The organism is Paenibacillus sp. FSL H7-0331, assembly GCF_001956045.1.
Window position 1 is genome coordinate 43,807 of record NZ_MRTH01000040.1, and the last position, 15,705, is coordinate 59,511.

At 45.3% G+C, this 15,705-nt stretch carries 12 protein-coding genes; all 12 read right to left on the reverse strand.

Annotation, left to right across the window (positions count from 1 at the left end):
- Window positions 1-340 precede the first annotated feature (340 nt).
- Window positions 341-2,026: an RCC1 domain-containing protein gene (locus tag BK127_RS34500; RefSeq protein ID WP_179097711.1), complete on the reverse strand. Its 1,686-nt coding sequence runs from the start codon at window positions 2,024-2,026 to the stop codon at window positions 341-343.
- A gap of 129 nt (window positions 2,027-2,155) precedes the next feature.
- Window positions 2,156-4,555: an exosporium glycoprotein BclB-related protein gene (locus tag BK127_RS45605; protein ID WP_076236840.1), complete on the reverse strand. Its 2,400-nt coding sequence runs from the start codon at window positions 4,553-4,555 to the stop codon at window positions 2,156-2,158.
- 200 nt (window positions 4,556-4,755) lie between these two features.
- Complete coding sequence (locus BK127_RS42745; RefSeq protein WP_179097712.1) at window positions 4,756-6,585, reverse strand: glycosyltransferase; 1,830 nt, start codon at window positions 6,583-6,585, stop codon at window positions 4,756-4,758.
- Between the two features lie 88 nt (window positions 6,586-6,673).
- Entirely contained in the window at window positions 6,674-7,924 is a 1,251-nt protein-coding gene (locus tag BK127_RS34520; protein ID WP_076236843.1) for a glycosyltransferase family 2 protein, read from the reverse strand.
- Between the two features lie 599 nt (window positions 7,925-8,523).
- Complete coding sequence (locus tag BK127_RS34525) at window positions 8,524-8,748, reverse strand: helix-turn-helix domain-containing protein (protein WP_076236846.1); 225 nt, start codon at window positions 8,746-8,748, stop codon at window positions 8,524-8,526.
- A gap of 365 nt (window positions 8,749-9,113) precedes the next feature.
- Window positions 9,114-9,848: a glycerophosphodiester phosphodiesterase gene (locus BK127_RS34530; protein WP_076236849.1), complete on the reverse strand. Its 735-nt coding sequence runs from the start codon at window positions 9,846-9,848 to the stop codon at window positions 9,114-9,116.
- A gap of 18 nt (window positions 9,849-9,866) precedes the next feature.
- Window positions 9,867-10,895, reverse strand: coding sequence for a CehA/McbA family metallohydrolase (locus BK127_RS34535; protein WP_076236852.1), 1,029 nt, complete (start codon window positions 10,893-10,895; stop codon window positions 9,867-9,869).
- Entirely contained in the window at window positions 10,892-11,356 is a 465-nt protein-coding gene (locus tag BK127_RS34540) for a hypothetical protein (RefSeq protein ID WP_076236855.1), read from the reverse strand. The genes BK127_RS34535 and BK127_RS34540 overlap by 4 nt, the downstream gene beginning before the upstream one ends.
- A 21-nt stretch (window positions 11,357-11,377) precedes the next feature.
- Window positions 11,378-12,766 carry an extracellular solute-binding protein gene (locus BK127_RS34545; RefSeq protein WP_076236857.1) on the reverse strand — a complete coding sequence of 463 codons (1,389 nt, stop codon included), beginning with the start codon at window positions 12,764-12,766 and terminating at the stop codon, window positions 11,378-11,380.
- Between the two features lie 84 nt (window positions 12,767-12,850).
- On the reverse strand, window positions 12,851-13,705 hold the full coding sequence (locus BK127_RS34550) for a carbohydrate ABC transporter permease (RefSeq protein ID WP_076236860.1): 855 nt from the start codon (window positions 13,703-13,705) through the stop codon (window positions 12,851-12,853).
- A gap of 16 nt (window positions 13,706-13,721) precedes the next feature.
- The gene (locus tag BK127_RS34555) at window positions 13,722-14,603 is read right to left on the reverse strand and encodes a carbohydrate ABC transporter permease (RefSeq protein ID WP_076236863.1); all 882 of its coding nucleotides are present in this window, start codon (window positions 14,601-14,603) and stop codon (window positions 13,722-13,724) included.
- 41 nt (window positions 14,604-14,644) lie between these two features.
- Window positions 14,645-15,685 carry a LacI family DNA-binding transcriptional regulator gene (locus BK127_RS34560; RefSeq protein WP_076236865.1) on the reverse strand — a complete coding sequence of 347 codons (1,041 nt, stop codon included), beginning with the start codon at window positions 15,683-15,685 and terminating at the stop codon, window positions 14,645-14,647.
- Window positions 15,686-15,705 lie beyond the last annotated feature (20 nt).

The following is a 15,705-nucleotide window of genomic DNA, read 5'->3' on the forward strand; positions in this document are numbered from 1 at the left end:
CATTGCGAACATGACGCACAGAAATTTCGCATTTCTGAATTGTTGACGCATAGTTGGCTTCTCTCCCTTGCGATATCTGTTTCAATTCAAATAATTATAAATCTAGCCTCATAATGTACCTTTTAAATGTAACAGGTTTAAGCCTAACTATACATATAAACTTAGCTATCAATTGTTCCCACAGGGGACATAAATAAAAGGATCTACTCCTAAGTATTAAATAAACTCCTAATCCCTTAGATCACTGAAGGGATTAAGAGTTTATTTGGAGTAAGCCGATTGCTGTGTTATCTGATCATACATACGAAGCTTAGCTTACAGGTCAATATTCAAAGCGAGATTACTTAGCTGTGTCTGGTTCAGGATGAAGCACTAAACTGATTTCAGCAGGACTGGTCGTGTCAACGATCGTACCATTGCCCAATTGTCCATGACCATTGTAACCCCATGTGAAATATTTGCCTTCACGGCTTATAGCGCTGCTGTTCAGATATCCAGCCGAGATCGATTCGAATTGTCTATCCCCACCAACTTTAGTTGGCAGCACCTTGGATACCCGAGTTCCATCCCCGAGTTGTCCAAATTTATTATTGCCCCACACCCACAAGGTCCCATCACTGTTTAAAGCCATGCTGTGAATGGAACCACTTGCTATTTTGGTGATTGACTCTAAGCCTGTTAGCAACACAGGAATTAAACGATCTGTAGTTGTTCCATCGCCCAATTCTCCTTCACCGTTATATCCCCATGCCCATACGGTACCATCATTTTTTAAAGCCAGTACATGGTATTGACCACGGGATACAGCTGCAATTCCACTTAAACCAGTTATTTTCTGGGGCATTAGCTTGTTTACTTTCGTTCCATCACCCAATTGACCAAAGGCATTAAGCCCCCAGGCCCATACAGATCCATCGCTTTTAATTGCCACATTGTGGAATGCCCCTGCTGAGATCGATGTAACAGAGCTTAAATTGGCTACTTGCAAGGGTGACAACTGTTTCTTGGTCGTCCCGTCACCCAGTTGACCGAAATCATTATTCCCCCATGCCCATACGGTTCCATCACTTTTTAAAGCCAGGGAATGCTGCTCTCCCGCTTCTATCGAAACGATATTGCTTAATGCTGAAATTTTTGTTGGAACAGGCTTCTTCTCGGTCGTTCCATCGCCTAATTGCCCAGCCTCATTGCTGCCCCATGCCCACACGGTTCCATCTTGTAGAAGAGCAAGGGAATGATTCTGCCCAGCGGATACGGAGCTTACCGAGGTCAAGCCGGCTACCTGCTTGGGTAACGAACGATTTTGGGTAGCTTTGTCGCCCAAGGTGCCCTTCTCGTTATTCCCCCATGCCCATACCGTCCCATCTTTCTTAGTTGCTAATGTATGGTAGGAACTGAAATTCCCCATGGAGATTGTGGATTTTAAGGATAGTGAAGCTGCAAGGCTGTTTACTGTTATCTCGTTGCTTGCTGCTGATACGTTTCCTGCCGCGTCCTTGGCTTTCACCGTGAAACTATACGGTGTTCCCGGAAGCAACCCTGTGACAGTATGATTCAATATTCCATACGTTACACTGGTTACCAAATCTGCACCTTTATACAGTTGATACTCCGTTACAGCTATGTTATCCGTTGCCTTGGACCATGCAAGGCTTGCGCTGTCTGCTGTACTGCTTGCTAAGGATAAGACAGGTGAGCTTGGAGGCACTGTATCAATAACCGGTGGAATGACTATTGGTACGACCGGTACTACTGGTACTACTGGTACTACTGGTACGGTAACGACGGGGGTAATTGGCGCAACCGGCACAGGGGTTGGCGCTGGAGAAGAAGGGACATAAACATTATTTACTACTCCGCTATTGCCTGCAGCAGCATTGTATACATTATAGCTAACTGCACCCGCGTTATTCGCTGATGTTCCCCCGTTCAAGCTTGTGTTTTCTGCCGCTTGAGTGACGAATAAAACAGGAGTGAATAAATTAAATGTAACAAAAAGTGCAAAAAGCGTTGCGCGTTTTTTCATCGATAATACAATCCCCCATAATTTTGACATCTTTCTTAGGCCATCCAGCGTTCTATATAGGCCGGATATAGGACAATAACGGCACATCCCGCATGATGTTCTACATCCGGCAGCACTTTATGGTTTCGGCTATTGAATAGTAAGACCGCCGCTGACATATCCAGAAATATTTTGTGCAGTGTCAAGTCCTGCAGTTACTGTAGCTGAATACACCATCAAGTAACGACTTCCTGGTGCTACAGGGATCGATAATCCAGTAGTAGTTCCCTTAGAAATAGTACCTATGGCTAGAACACCTGTTAAAGGGGGGGCCAAGGTAACCGTAGCGCCTGGCACGGCAGTAAAGGAATTGTTTGGTGTCGTTGATACAAACAATTGTCCAGTGATGGTTATCGTCGATCCCACAAGAGATTGTGCTGCAGTAGTACTAAAATAACCAGAAATGGATGTAATAGTTCCGGTACGAGGCGCCGAGAAGGAATAGTTTAAATCGGTTCCTGGTCCGCCAGTGAGATCAATAGTTCCTCCAGTAATAGTTACTCCACTAACAGAACCTCCAAACCCGAGAAGGCTGCTTTGGTTAAGCAATCCACCTAGCGTTGTTGTTAATGATACTGGCTTTCCAGACGCGTAAGGAATAATCGCTCCCGCTCCTGCGGCTCCTGTAGCTCCTGTTGCACCTGTAGCTCCAGTCACTCCAGCGCCTGTGGCTCCAGTTACGCCAGTTACGCCAGTTGCTCCTGTAGCTCCCGCTGCTCCTGTAGCTCCGGTTACGCCGAATGCACCTGTGGCTCCGGTCATGCCGGATGCACCTGTAGCTCCGGTCACGCCTGTGGCTCCGGTTACGCCAGCGCCGGTTGCTCCTGTAGCTCCGGTTACGCCATCTGCTCCTATAGCTCCGATTGCGCCGGCTGCACCTGTGGCTCCTGTGGCTCCTGTGGCTCCTGTTGCACCTACTCCGGGGCCCGTCGGACCCACTGCTCCTGTCGCCCCGGTCACTCCGGCTCCTGTGGCTCCTGTGGCTCCTGTAGCTCCCGTTACTCCTGTGGCTCCTGTTGCGCCCACTCCTGGGCCTGTTGCACCCATTGCTCCGGCCGCTCCCGTTGCTCCTGTCGCCCCGGTCACTCCAGCTCCTGTCGCTCCTGTTGCTCCTGTTGCGCCTGTTGCTCCTGTCGCTCCCGCGTCTCCCTGTGCGCCAGCCGAAGCTATCAACGTATAGCTTGCCGTATCCACGTTGGGCAGACCTGTCGGCACTGCTTTCACAATGTACGTGCTGCCTTGATATGATACGGTTTGTCCTACGGCATAGCCTGAAGCTGCTGCAGAATCATATGCGACAATCCCTCCTAAATCAACACCAGCTGCTCCCGTTGCCCCAGTCGGTCCAACAGCTCCATCGCTTCCTCTTGAACCTGAAGATCCAGAAGCCCCTGTATCACCCTTTTCTCCCTTTTCTCCCTTTTCGCCTGGATCACCTTTATCGCCTTTGTCGCCTTTAAGACCTGCTTCTCCATTTTTAGCCGGTTCCGTTGGCACAGCTACTGAACCGGGAGGCGAAGGAACTTCCGTCACCTCTACGAAATAAGCGGTAGTTCCACTGTATACGACCGTAACGTCCTGCCCTGCCTTAATGGTTGAACCCGGTCCACTTGAGCCAAATACTACAGCTTTAGGATCCAGAGTAAGCTGCTGGGTCACGCCACTTTTGTTTACAAGGCTAATGCTGCTGCTGGATAAGCTGACCACATTCCCCTTCATGATACGATCCGTTTTGTCCCCTAGAAGCATTTCCATCTTTGCTAGGATCGTTGCTACCTGGGCACGAGTAAGTGTGTCCTTCGGTTTGAAGGTATTATCGGGAAAACCATTAATAATGTTCAACTTTACACCAGCATTTACATATCCAAGCACAGCTGGCGAAATGTTAGCATCATCTGCGAATATCGATTTGGTAGTGGAAAGGGCTGTTGCATCAAATTGTTTCCCTAATGTGCGGACAAGCAGCTTGGTGACCCACTCGCGCGTTGCAGTTGCCGCCCCCCACGATCCATTAGCCGTTCCGTTCTCTTCGCTAGGTACAATCAAACCTTTATCGATAGCCAGCAGCACCCAATCGCGCGCCCAAGCATCTGTGGTTAGTGTCAAGTTTCCTGCCTGGACTGAAGGGTTCTCAATACCTAGAAAACGGATTGCCATTGACACAGCCTCTTGATGGCTCACTGGGCTATCAGGATTGAATTTCCCAATATCATCGCCAACTGTAAATCCCAAAGCTGCAACCTTCGTTATATATTTGTAAGACCATGAACTTGTATCCACATCATTAAAGGACGTACCCGCGGTTGCTGCATGGGCAATTCCTGTTGCAATAAGCTGAACATCCGTAATGGCACCTGCCACCAGATTGCCTGCAAGAGCTACTGTCGAAACCTGTACGACTTTGTGTTTTAAGCTTTTGTCCCTATTTTCCTTTTTGTATTGCTTCATTGCTTTGCGGATTGATTTTTCAACATCTTTGTGATTACTCATTTCTCATCCTCCAATATAGTTAATAGCCTCTAAATATTAATCGGTTCAAATGGGATAAAGGTTTCCCGGACCATTTAAACTGTCCTACTCTTTACATCAACTCTACCAACTTTCCAGCCGTAGCAGCGAAATATCCGTCCACTTGGTGCCTACTGCTATTAGAGAAAACTCAAATCACCCCTCTCCAATATGAAATCTTCCTATGCCAAACCCAAGCCTTTGAAATAGGCACGGTTCCCGACCACGCTCGGCTCATTTGGAACAAATCCAGCCGCAATTTCATTATGCCGGAAAGCCAGTTCTCGCTGCCCCAGCCTGTCGTAGCAAACACAAAGCTGTAAATGTGGCACCCAAGTCCAGTTGGAATGCTGCAAAATCGCAAAGCTATCCGTCGGTTTCTTGAGCTCCGTCGCCAGCTTGTACCAAAATATGGCGTCTTCAAATTTTTCTTCTTTTATATGAAGATGTCCAAGCCGACAGCAGATTTCCGCACGCGGTAACGCGTATACAAACGATTGCAGTGCCTTGGCTTTTGCTTCACTTATGCCCCCCAGCTCTGCTGCACAATCTGCTGCACGGCCGCAGGCTCTTATCCGGTCCTCCACCCAGCCGTCAGGACGCTGCAAGAACTGATCATATTTCTCCAACGCACGCTCCCACAGCCCGTGGTCAGCAAGCTCATTCCCGTAATAGAACAGATCACGCGACGAGAACAACTCCCCCGTTGCTTCGTGGTTCTCATAAATATGCAAATTGCGATCGGAGTTGCCGTGCAGCCTGTCATGGGTAATATTAATATCTGCATAATGTATGTTTCCCGCTACTTGTAAATATTCGTGTACAAACCCGATCCATTGAAAACGTTTCTCGCGCTTGACCAAACGATTTCTACGCAGGCTAGTCATCACATTTCCATATTCATCGCGAGCAAGAATATAGTTCATGGAAACGGAATCAACAGTCCATTCAAGTCCGGCAAGAAGCTCTTTAAATTTCTCAGCATCCGTAGGCAAAATCACATCATCTGCGTCCAGCCATAATATATATTCCTGTGTAGCTTGGCTGAAGGCATAATTTCGTGCTTTGGAAAAATCGTTAACCCAAACAAATTCAAATACACGGTCTGTGTATTTTCGTGCGATCTGCTTCGTTTGGTCATCCGAGCCCGTATCCACTATAATAATTTCATCAACCAAATCACTGACGCTGGACAAACAACGATCAAGAGTTTGCTCTTCATTTTTGACAATCATACAAAGGCTTACCGTTATCTTATTCTTCCATCTAAGCAAAGCCTGTGAAATGTCCAAGCCCCATTTTTCAGCTGCTTTCACTTTATTCGCATGAAGAAGCTTACCGTACCAGTAAGCATCATCCGGAAACAAATCTGGAGGCTGAAGATAGCGGACAAAGCAATCCTTGGCTATATACAAACCATAACCAGCCTGCATGGCACGATAACAAAAATCATCATCCTCGAATGATTCCAAGCCGAACCGTTCATCAAAGCCGCCTAGTTTGTCGTATGCACTCTTACGGACAGCCAGCATTTGGCTAAGAAGCCGTGTCACTCTTTGGGTCTGGCCTGCATGCTCCGCAATGAATGCACGAGCAATAACACTTAACTGCTCGATGCTGTTGATAGGTACGGGAATCGATACATGCTGGGCTCCACTGACGCCATTACTCACAGGGCCAACCATTGCTGCATCAGGGCAGTGCTTCAAACAGCTAGTCAATGACTTCAACCAGCCCTTGGACAGGGTCATATGATCGCGCAGAAACACAAGCAAATCGCCTGTCGCCTGGGCTGCTCCAAGGTTATAACCCGCAGCAACACCGATTCGCTCTTGAGAGGTAAGCGTTATCATGCCCTTTTTGTCCATACTCAGCAATCTGTCAATTTCATCCGAGCCACCATCATTGATCACAATTAATTCGTAGGTGCCAGCGGTAGATCGCCGAATGCTTGCAAGACATTGTTTAACCATGCTAATATGTTGAGCCAACAATATAATACTCGTCTTCATTGCAGCCTCCATATTGAAAAGTAAATGTACTGGATTAATGTGAGACCTTGATCACTGGTTCTGGCTGAGGGACAGCCGTTTAATTTCCCTACTTTTTGTTATGTGTAATGCAAATATCAGCTTGCACAATGTTTCCTTGTATATCCAAATATTGATTGACTGCGCCTACCCACTTATAATCTCGCTCACGCTTAACCAGACGATTCGTACGTGAGGTAGGTGCCATATTACTGTTCTCTCCAAAGCTGTAATGGTCATACATCGCTACGGAATCTGTATTCCAACCCATATGAGCCAACATGTATTTAAATTTCTCTGCATCCTTTGGAAGTACAACATCTTCTGCTTCCAGCCATAGTATGTATTTCTGAGTAGCCAAGCTGAAGCATAAGTTTCTCGCTTTGACCAGATCATGGGTCCCTTCATAATCCACAACAAAGCCTGTAAATTTTAACGCAATCTCTTTGGTACGGTCTGTAGATCCGATATCGACAATAACAATTTCATCAACCCATTTACTAACACTTAACAGGCATTCCTCTAACGTTGCTTCGTTATTCTTAACGACCATACATAAGCTAACCGTAACAGGCTGTTTCCAATTTAATAGTGCTGCTGTAAGGTCAAATCCCCATTTCTCCCTTGCAACTGCTTTGTTATGTTCCAGCTGTAGAAAATACCAGTTGGGTATTTCGGGAAATAAAGAGGGTGGTGCCACATAACGGACAAAACAATCTTCAGTCACATACAAGCTGCAGCCTGCTTGAAGCGCTCGATAACAAAAATCATCGTCCTCATAGCTTTCAAGCAAAAATCGTTCGTCAAATCCCTCCAGTTTACGAAAACACTCATTATTTATAATAAAAAGATTGCTTATTATTCTGGTTACACTTTGGTACCGACCTTTTTTAATGATACTCAAACCTTTGGAGGCATTATTCAATTGCTCCATATTATCACAATCAAATGATACTCTTTGCGTACCACTGATATCATTGCTCACAGGACCTGCAATCGCATTATCACCATACTTATCCAAGCAAGCATTAAGGTTGGCCAACCATCTCTCCGAAACGGCCATATGATCACGGATGAACACTAACCTGTCTCCGGTTGCTATCGCTGCGCCTTGGTTGTAGCCCTTGGCTACCCCAACAAATTGTGCATTCGTAATGGTCTTAATATCATTGCTCAACCCCACCCACCGGGTAATTTCCTCGGAGGCTCCATCGTTGATCACAATTAGTTCATAGGACCCTTCCGTATACAAACGGATTCTGGACAAACATTGCTTTAACAGTTCTTCTTGCTGCGCCAATATAATAATACTGATCTGCATAAGCTCTCCTTAATTAATAGTCTTACTTTGTTATTAATTAGTATTTGATTACTTCTCTCATATTTTTACATCTATAACAACAAAATAACATATATTTGATTGTTTAATTATAACATTTATCACATATTGGCAAGGATACATAACACTAAAAATTTCATTAAATTTATTTAATAAACTACATGGCTCGACACCCTCAGCAGAAATATAACAAAAACCGGATATATATAACTCCCAAAATCTAACGTATTTAAATTACATGTCGAGAAAGAATAAATAAAACAGTATCCTGCTACATATTATACCATCTGATTCTGAGCATATTCTGAGCATATTCTGAACATGACCCCTCTTAATTAAGCATTGCCTCACAGATCTGATGATTAACCAAAATAAGGTAACTATAAATTGAAAAAGGTCTCTCTTTCTGTGACCCATAATGGGTACATTCAATCATTACACATTCATGAGACAAATAAAAAGTCGTTCTCACGAAGGCCATGTAAAACCAAAGAGCCCTCTCTGGCTTATTCCCCAAAAGGAAAAAGCGCATTAGAAGGCTTTACAGGATCAGACAGTGTGAATCGAAAACGGTAAACCGATCAAATCGTGATTTCCCCAAGCTTGATCAGCTCAACTACTGCTTGTGAACGACCTTTTACATTTAGTTTTTGCATGACATTGGATATATGATTACGCACCGTTTTCTCGCTAATAAACAGCTGCTGCGCGATATCCTTGGTTGTTTTGTCCTGCACTAACAGTTCGAAAACTTCGCGTTCACGATTGGTTAACAAAAACTTACTTTTGTGGTCGCTGCCCTTCAAAGTGTCACCCCTCCTTGCTTGGGTTTTTGTATCATTACAAGGTGTAGGGATACAGTCAAGTTAGTTTATGAAGTACAGCAATTAATGGTGCAGTGGCGCGGAAAAATGGGCTTACCGTTTGCTTCATCGTTACGATCAAGGGAAACTCACATCAATTGTATAGGCAGCTAACCCGGTTATAGGCTTCTTGCATACGTGAACAAGCGTGTAGAAAAGTAAAAAGGACTTTCGGCGTGACATCACCGATAAGTCCTGAATATAACTGAATCCTCAACCGTACGTAACTCATACTTCAACGATACATATTTCATACAGCACACAGCCGCTCTAACACAACCCTTACTTACGGCAGCAGCCTATCAATTCTATAGTTTAGATTCACCTTGCTTTTGCAGCTCTGTCAGCTTGGTGACCTCTCTGGTGGTAATGGCATCTACCCCCATCTGGATAAAGCTTTGCATGGCCTCCGAATCGTTCACAGTGTATACCCATACCGCAAGACCAGAAGCATGAGCAAGCTCCACGATTTCTTGACGGCATGTTGCATAATCCATATTCAAACCATAATAAGAACGGAGCACGGCCTCCTCGCATACTTTAACCGCATATAACGAATAGTTGTCACTCTCTTCAGGAGTAAATTTCTTTGGCGTGTTGAACACAACCTGAATATCATGATAACGGTTAGTAATATTCTCACTGCAGCCTGTAATATAAACTCGATCAACCATGTTGTATTCCCTCACCAGTTGTATGACAGGCTCAATCGTATCCACAGTCTTAATATCCAAATTTAATTGGACATCATGCAGCTTGGCAATTTGCAGGATATCCGCCAGCTTTACAATTTCATAATTTTCATACACAGAGCTGAGCTTCGTTCTGATTTCATATTGATTCAGCTGCTCATAGGTACATTCACGTAGATAGGGGGAATCGTCATGAAGTAAAATGACAGTACCGTCTCCTGCAACACGCAAATCGACCTCTACAATATCCGCACCCGATTGAATTCCTTCCATAAAGGACTCCATAGTATTGTCCGGCGCATTTCCGCACCCGGTATGTGCAGCAATTTTTGGAAACGATGGTTCCTCCATCTTCATTCCCTCCAACCATTATTTATGATGTGCAAAATAGATCGGGTTCGTAAAAGCAATCATCGTGATGCAGTTATGAAAAGCTCCATGAAGCTCTGCCCGGAGCCAAATGAGCTCCTTAATCTCAACCCAACAGGAAGCTGTTGGAGCGTTCCGTGATACGTTAAGCTCGGAAATCTGCCCTTTATTACTCATAAGTACAACTCTGAGCTCCTGGTCAGCCAGCTGCCAATGCTCTTCCCTTGCGGTAAAGTCTACCTCAATCTGCACCTGTGCTGTGTTTGCAGTTCCGTCCACCCTTACTTCTTCTCCGATACCGTATACAGAATCTGACGGGTCTAGTTGAACCGTACATTGCAGCAAGGGTCCCATCGTTACACTGATTGAACCTTTTCTGAGCGCAACGACAGCTGCCTTTTCCAAATCCGTTTGTTCTGGACCCAAGGTTCCGCTGTTTGCCAAGTCCAAATATGTAACAGCAATCGGTTCCGTTACTTTCTTGGAGGATACATGCCAGTCCCGTCCACATACCCCGGATATCCGATATCCTTGGTTCAACATGTCTGTCCACAGCTGGAAAGCTCTTTGGTTACTGTTCATAATCGAAGGAAAGGTATAGGACCAGACCTCAATATAATCGATGTCCTTCCAATCCGATATCTCATATTCCCAGTAGCAGCCCGTGCATAGAGGACTTCCAACCCGGAACGGATGGGCAATGCCGACGACTCCGCCTTGACGATGGACTCTTTCAATTCCTCTATGAATATCTTTAACGCCGAGATCTCTCCAATCTACATAGTCAACGATGCCAATCGCCAGCATATGCCCGAAGAACGTGGTCCACTCCATACCTCGTATGATTTGCAGCTCCGTTTCCGACTGGATCTGCTCCCTCTCCAATAGAGGCGACATCGTGTTGTGATCGGTCATTGCAATTCCGAACAAACCAAGTTCCTTGGCGCTGTTTGCAAGCTCGCGCAGTGAATGCTCGCCATCACTGTGAAACGTATGGGTGTGCAGCTCATAAGGAAACCATTGTCTCATGAAGCATCCTCCCCTTCCCATACCCGCAGCTCAAAGCTGCACACTTCGGTGACGATCGCGTGTAAGCTTAGTGTAACTGACCAATTCCCTTGAATCAATAGTCCCGGCATAAGACCTGGGGAAGCCGAACCGACAGCTAGAAACAAATGATGTTCTGAATCATGCCTGTGACATGCCCCTCTGAAACCGAACGGATCGTCGACCGAAACTGTAATTAAATTTTTCAATGGAAGAAATCTAGTCCAGCTTTCCTCCATAATCGGATCGTTACCGTCATTATATTTCCGCAAGCTATGTTCGATGATCTCCTTGGATAAAACTTCGTTGTCCAGCGTTTTGGGAGAATAGTTAAAATCTATGTTCAGCTTGCGGCATGAATCGGAAACGGCAAATGAATAAGTGATATGGGTCTGAGTCTGGGCAATCGCCAGTTTCTCCTCAACTTCAAGTAATAGATTCATAATTCCACCTTTGTTCGTGCTTTATTTTTGTGCTGCAAGCCAGGCTGTCGATTCTTTTTGCGCTTTCTCTAATGCGGCTTCAAGTGTCGATTTCCCAAGCAATCCTTCTTCCACTGACTCTGACAAAATATATCGAGGTTGACCGGAGCGGTACGGATACCGTGGCGCCCATAGCTTACCCATCGATTCCAGCTCAATCATCGCATGTGGATTTTTTTGAATTTGTTCCCACTTCATTGCCGACTTCGTAACAGGAAGGAACTGAGAGCTTTGCTCATCCCACATATATTTCTGGAAGAAATCGCTCACGCTAAATTTCAGAAACTCCCAAGCCAGCTCCTTGTTTGCGCTGCTTTTGGCGATTGAGTAAGGGCTGCCTGCGAACATTCCACCCATATTCTTGTCTTTATTAACAAACAATGGAGCAACGCCAAACTGATCCTGCAGCCCTGCGGCATAAATCGTATCAACAAAAATCGGCTGTACACGAATATGAATGGCAATATCATTGTTGGCCGTTCCCCACTTTTCGCCGCCCTGTTTGACCAGTGCTCCTTTTGGCGCATAGGCATTCAAATCACTCAACCACTTCAGACCCTTGAGCATCTGTGGAGAATTAAAGTTGACCTCCATGCCTTTGAATAAAAATCCTTTGCCCCAGGAACCGCCGTATGCTTCTGCTGCATTGATAACCGAATCTGCGGCGTCAGCGCCTGCGTAAAAAGCACCATAATTTTGTTTCCCGGTCTTTGGATTCGTTCCTGTCATTTTCTTAGCCTTCTCCAAGATTTCCTCAGGAGTCGGATTTTTGGAAAGCTCCTCTACGCCCCAATCCTTGAACATCTTTTTGTCGTAGGCGATAACCCTAGTGTCTCCGATAAAAGGAAGTCCGTAAATTTGCAGCTCCGTATCTTTAGGACCCATTGCCTTCCAGCCTTCAACCTGATTGTTGATAAACACACCAAGATCAAATTTGTCCTTTTCAATATAAGGCGCCAGAGGCTCTAATAAGTCCTGACTGGCCAGATTGGCGATTCCCGGTACCTGAAACACATCCGCACCTTTCGAATTCAGCATCGCATCCGTTTTTTGGACGTAGCCATCCCAGCCCAGCAGTATGAATTCCACCGTAGCCCCTGGATAGAGCCGTTCAAATTCTTTTTTCAGTACCGATACACCCTTGACTTTTTTACCGGAAATCGGATTTGTTTTGTCCTCTATGCTGAAATCCCCGATAAGCTGTACTTTCAGTGTACCGGACCATTTCTTATCCGACACCTTAGCTGTCGATTCATTAGCCTGAACGGGCTTCGTTTCCGTCTTGCTGCTGCAGCCTGCCAATACCTGCATCGCGAATACGGACAGCAGTACACCTGCCACCAAACCTTTTTTCGTCCTCTTGTTAACCATACATGACACCCTCTCAGGATACGTTTTTTTGTCAAACGATTGAACCCTGTATAACCATCTTCTACCTTCAATAGTTCTTCCAGCTCACTCTCCCTTCAGTCCGCTTAAAGCGATGCTTCGGATGATATATTTTTGCAAAAAGAGAAACACAACAACGATCGGTATAATACTCGCTGTCGCAAGTGCCATGGTTAAACCGCCCAAACGCGTCCCGTTTTCAAACGAGAAGCTGGCGAGAAATAGCGGAATTGTCCTTAGTGCATGATCGTTAATGACAACAAGCGGCCAAAGGAAGGCGTTCCAGCTATCGAGAAAGGACAGAATGGCCAATGTCGCAGTGATCGGTCCAGTAAGCGGCAAATAGATTTGGAAAAAAGTTCTCTTTTCGCTCGAACCGTCAATCTGTGCAGCCTCTCGCAAGCTGTCTGGCAGCTGGTCAAAATACTGTTTGGATAACAAAATGCCGAAGCCATACAGGATCGCTGGTGCAATCAACGGAACGTATGTGTTAATCAAGCCAAATTTATTGAACATCGTGAATAAGGGAATCAGTCTGGTTTCCATCGGAATCATCATCGTCCCCAGCACGATCATAAACAATATTTTTTTGCCGCGAAATTGACCTTTTGAGAACGCGTAACCCGCCAGAAGCGAGCTGGATACACTAAGGCATACGGCACAGACGGCTACGAATCCCGAATTCAAATAGGAATAAAACAGAGTCGCATTTTCCATAACTAGCTCAAAGTTGAAAAAAGAGGGCTGCTTCGGAAAAAATGTTGGCGGAAAAGGTGGCTGCAAATTAGCCGTACGCTCGAGGCCGATGCTGAGCATCCATAGGAATGGAGAAATCATAATCCCGCTCAAGACAAGCAGAGCCAAGAAGATAACGCTTTCAATTAGTGATGGTTTTCTTGAAAAGATGCTCGATGTTTTCATGACATGTTCCTTTCAGTTATATTTTCATCTTGGTAATTCTAAGATTCAGTGCTGTAAAGAACAGAATGATCGCAAACAATACGTAGGCTGCTGCCGAAGCAACGCCGTACTCGGTACCGCCGAAGCCTCTTTCGTAAATAAACCCGACAATCGTATGCAGGGAGCGTGCAGGGCTGCCCTGAAGTCCACCCAGCAAATAAACGTCGGTAAACCGCTGCAGACCAGAGATCCAGCCGATTACGATAAGAAAGGAGAAGGTTCCGTACATGTTAGGAATTGTAATATATAACCATTTTTGAATGCCGGTTGCCCCATCTATGGCTCCTGCCTCATAAATATCCTCCGAGATCGCCTGCAAATTTGCGAGGAATATGATGACCACAAAGCCTAACCAATGCCACGAACCGAGCAGTATAGCTCCCCATCGCGCACTGGATGGTTCAGCCAGCCACACGGAGGTAGGTAGTCCAAGCATCGAGAGAAAATAATTCAACAGTCCAAATTCAGGATGCAGCACGAACAAAAACAGCATGGAGGCCGCTACAACGGATGTGATGTAGGGAATGAACAGCAGAATCTTAAACAAGTTCTTGCCCCATTTAAGCTCTGTGATCAGCGAGGCGAGTATGAATCCAAAGGGGATCGTCAAAAGAAGCTGAAAAAATCCCATATAAAAGGTGTTGTATACCGCTTTCCAGAAAACATTGGAAGATAATACAGTTTTATAATTTTCAATTCCCGCCCATGTTTCTATCGCGCCTCTGGACACATAAAGACTTAGTCGAAACGATTCAAAAACGGGGTATACCATAAATAACAAAATTCCAAGAAAGGTAGGCAGCAGGAACAAATACCAGATCATTGAACTGTTTTTATGCCGATACGTTTGACTTCGCATAATGACTTATCTCCTTTTTATCGTATAAAGCTTCCTTAGGTTTACTGTTGTGACCTGCTGCTTACCGGACCTGTTGTCCCACGTACGATAAGCTTAGGCTCATACTCCACCTTCATTGGATTCAACTCTAATTTTTGTATCAATCGGTTCAACATGAAAACCGCATCTTGGCCCATCTTCTCTTTCTCCGTATGGACTGTAGTCAAGGGTGGATTGGAAAGATTGGCAAAATCAATATTGTCAGATCCGATGATAGATACGTCCTGCGGTATCGACAAGCCTTGCTCGACCATTACGCGCATAGCTCCCAAAGCCAGCATATCGTTCGTAGCGAAGATTGCTGTAGGGAAACCTTGATCAGTATTATGGGAACGTTCCCATATAGATAAACAGCCAACGCAGCCATCATTAAATAAGGATGTAGGCGAAAAATACATATTCTTCTCCTGAATTTCACAGCCCAGCTCAACCAAACGTTGATAAAAGCCTTCATATCTTAGATGATGACTCCTGTGCTCCTGCGGCCCGGCAATTACACCAATCTGTCTGTGGCCTAATTTGTATAAATGATCTGCAGCGAGCCTTCCACCTTTTCGATCATCATTCACAATTTGAATCACTTGATTGTTTTCAGCAGTACCGTTAACCATCAGATAAGGAATATCGAAGCTGTCAATGTATCCGATCATTTCCTGGCTCAGCCGGCTGACTAACACAAGTCCGTCAACTCTCTTTTCCAGCATGTAATCAGCAGAACGGAGCGACATCTCTTTATCCGTCGAGACGAATACCGAATAGTTCAGGCTTTCCGCGGCTGCCAATATTGCATCCAGTATTTTACCATAAATCGGATGCGATACAATCGGGAAATCCTTTCGATAAATAATGACTCCAATATTGTACGTTCGATGCGATACCATTGCTCTGGCCACAGCATTCGGTTTGTACTTCAATTCCTGTATGGCATTCATGACTTTCTCCCGGGTTTCGGGACTCGTATAGCCTTTACCTGAAATAACACGTGAAACGGTAGATTTGGACACGTTGGCGATTTGGGCAACATCAATGATTGTATAGCTCACTCGCTCACCTCCTGATTATG

Coding starts and splice junctions, on each gene's coding strand:
- BK127_RS34500 (WP_179097711.1), bottom strand. CDS start 2,026: ATGAAAAAACGCGCAACGCTTTTTGCACTTTTTGTTACATTTAATTTA.
- BK127_RS45605 (WP_076236840.1), bottom strand. CDS start 4,555: ATGAGTAATCACAAAGATGTTGAAAAATCAATCCGCAAAGCAATGAAG.
- BK127_RS42745 (WP_179097712.1), bottom strand. CDS start 6,585: ATGAAGACGAGTATTATATTGTTGGCTCAACATATTAGCATGGTTAAA.
- BK127_RS34520 (WP_076236843.1), bottom strand. CDS start 7,924: ATGCAGATCAGTATTATTATATTGGCGCAGCAAGAAGAACTGTTAAAG.
- BK127_RS34530 (WP_076236849.1), bottom strand. CDS start 9,848: ATGGAGGAACCATCGTTTCCAAAAATTGCTGCACATACCGGGTGCGGA.
- BK127_RS34535 (WP_076236852.1), bottom strand. CDS start 10,895: ATGAGACAATGGTTTCCTTATGAGCTGCACACCCATACGTTTCACAGT.
- BK127_RS34540 (WP_076236855.1), bottom strand. CDS start 11,356: ATGAATCTATTACTTGAAGTTGAGGAGAAACTGGCGATTGCCCAGACT.
- BK127_RS34545 (WP_076236857.1), bottom strand. CDS start 12,766: ATGGTTAACAAGAGGACGAAAAAAGGTTTGGTGGCAGGTGTACTGCTG.
- BK127_RS34550 (WP_076236860.1), bottom strand. CDS start 13,705: ATGAAAACATCGAGCATCTTTTCAAGAAAACCATCACTAATTGAAAGC.
- BK127_RS34555 (WP_076236863.1), bottom strand. CDS start 14,603: ATGCGAAGTCAAACGTATCGGCATAAAAACAGTTCAATGATCTGGTAT.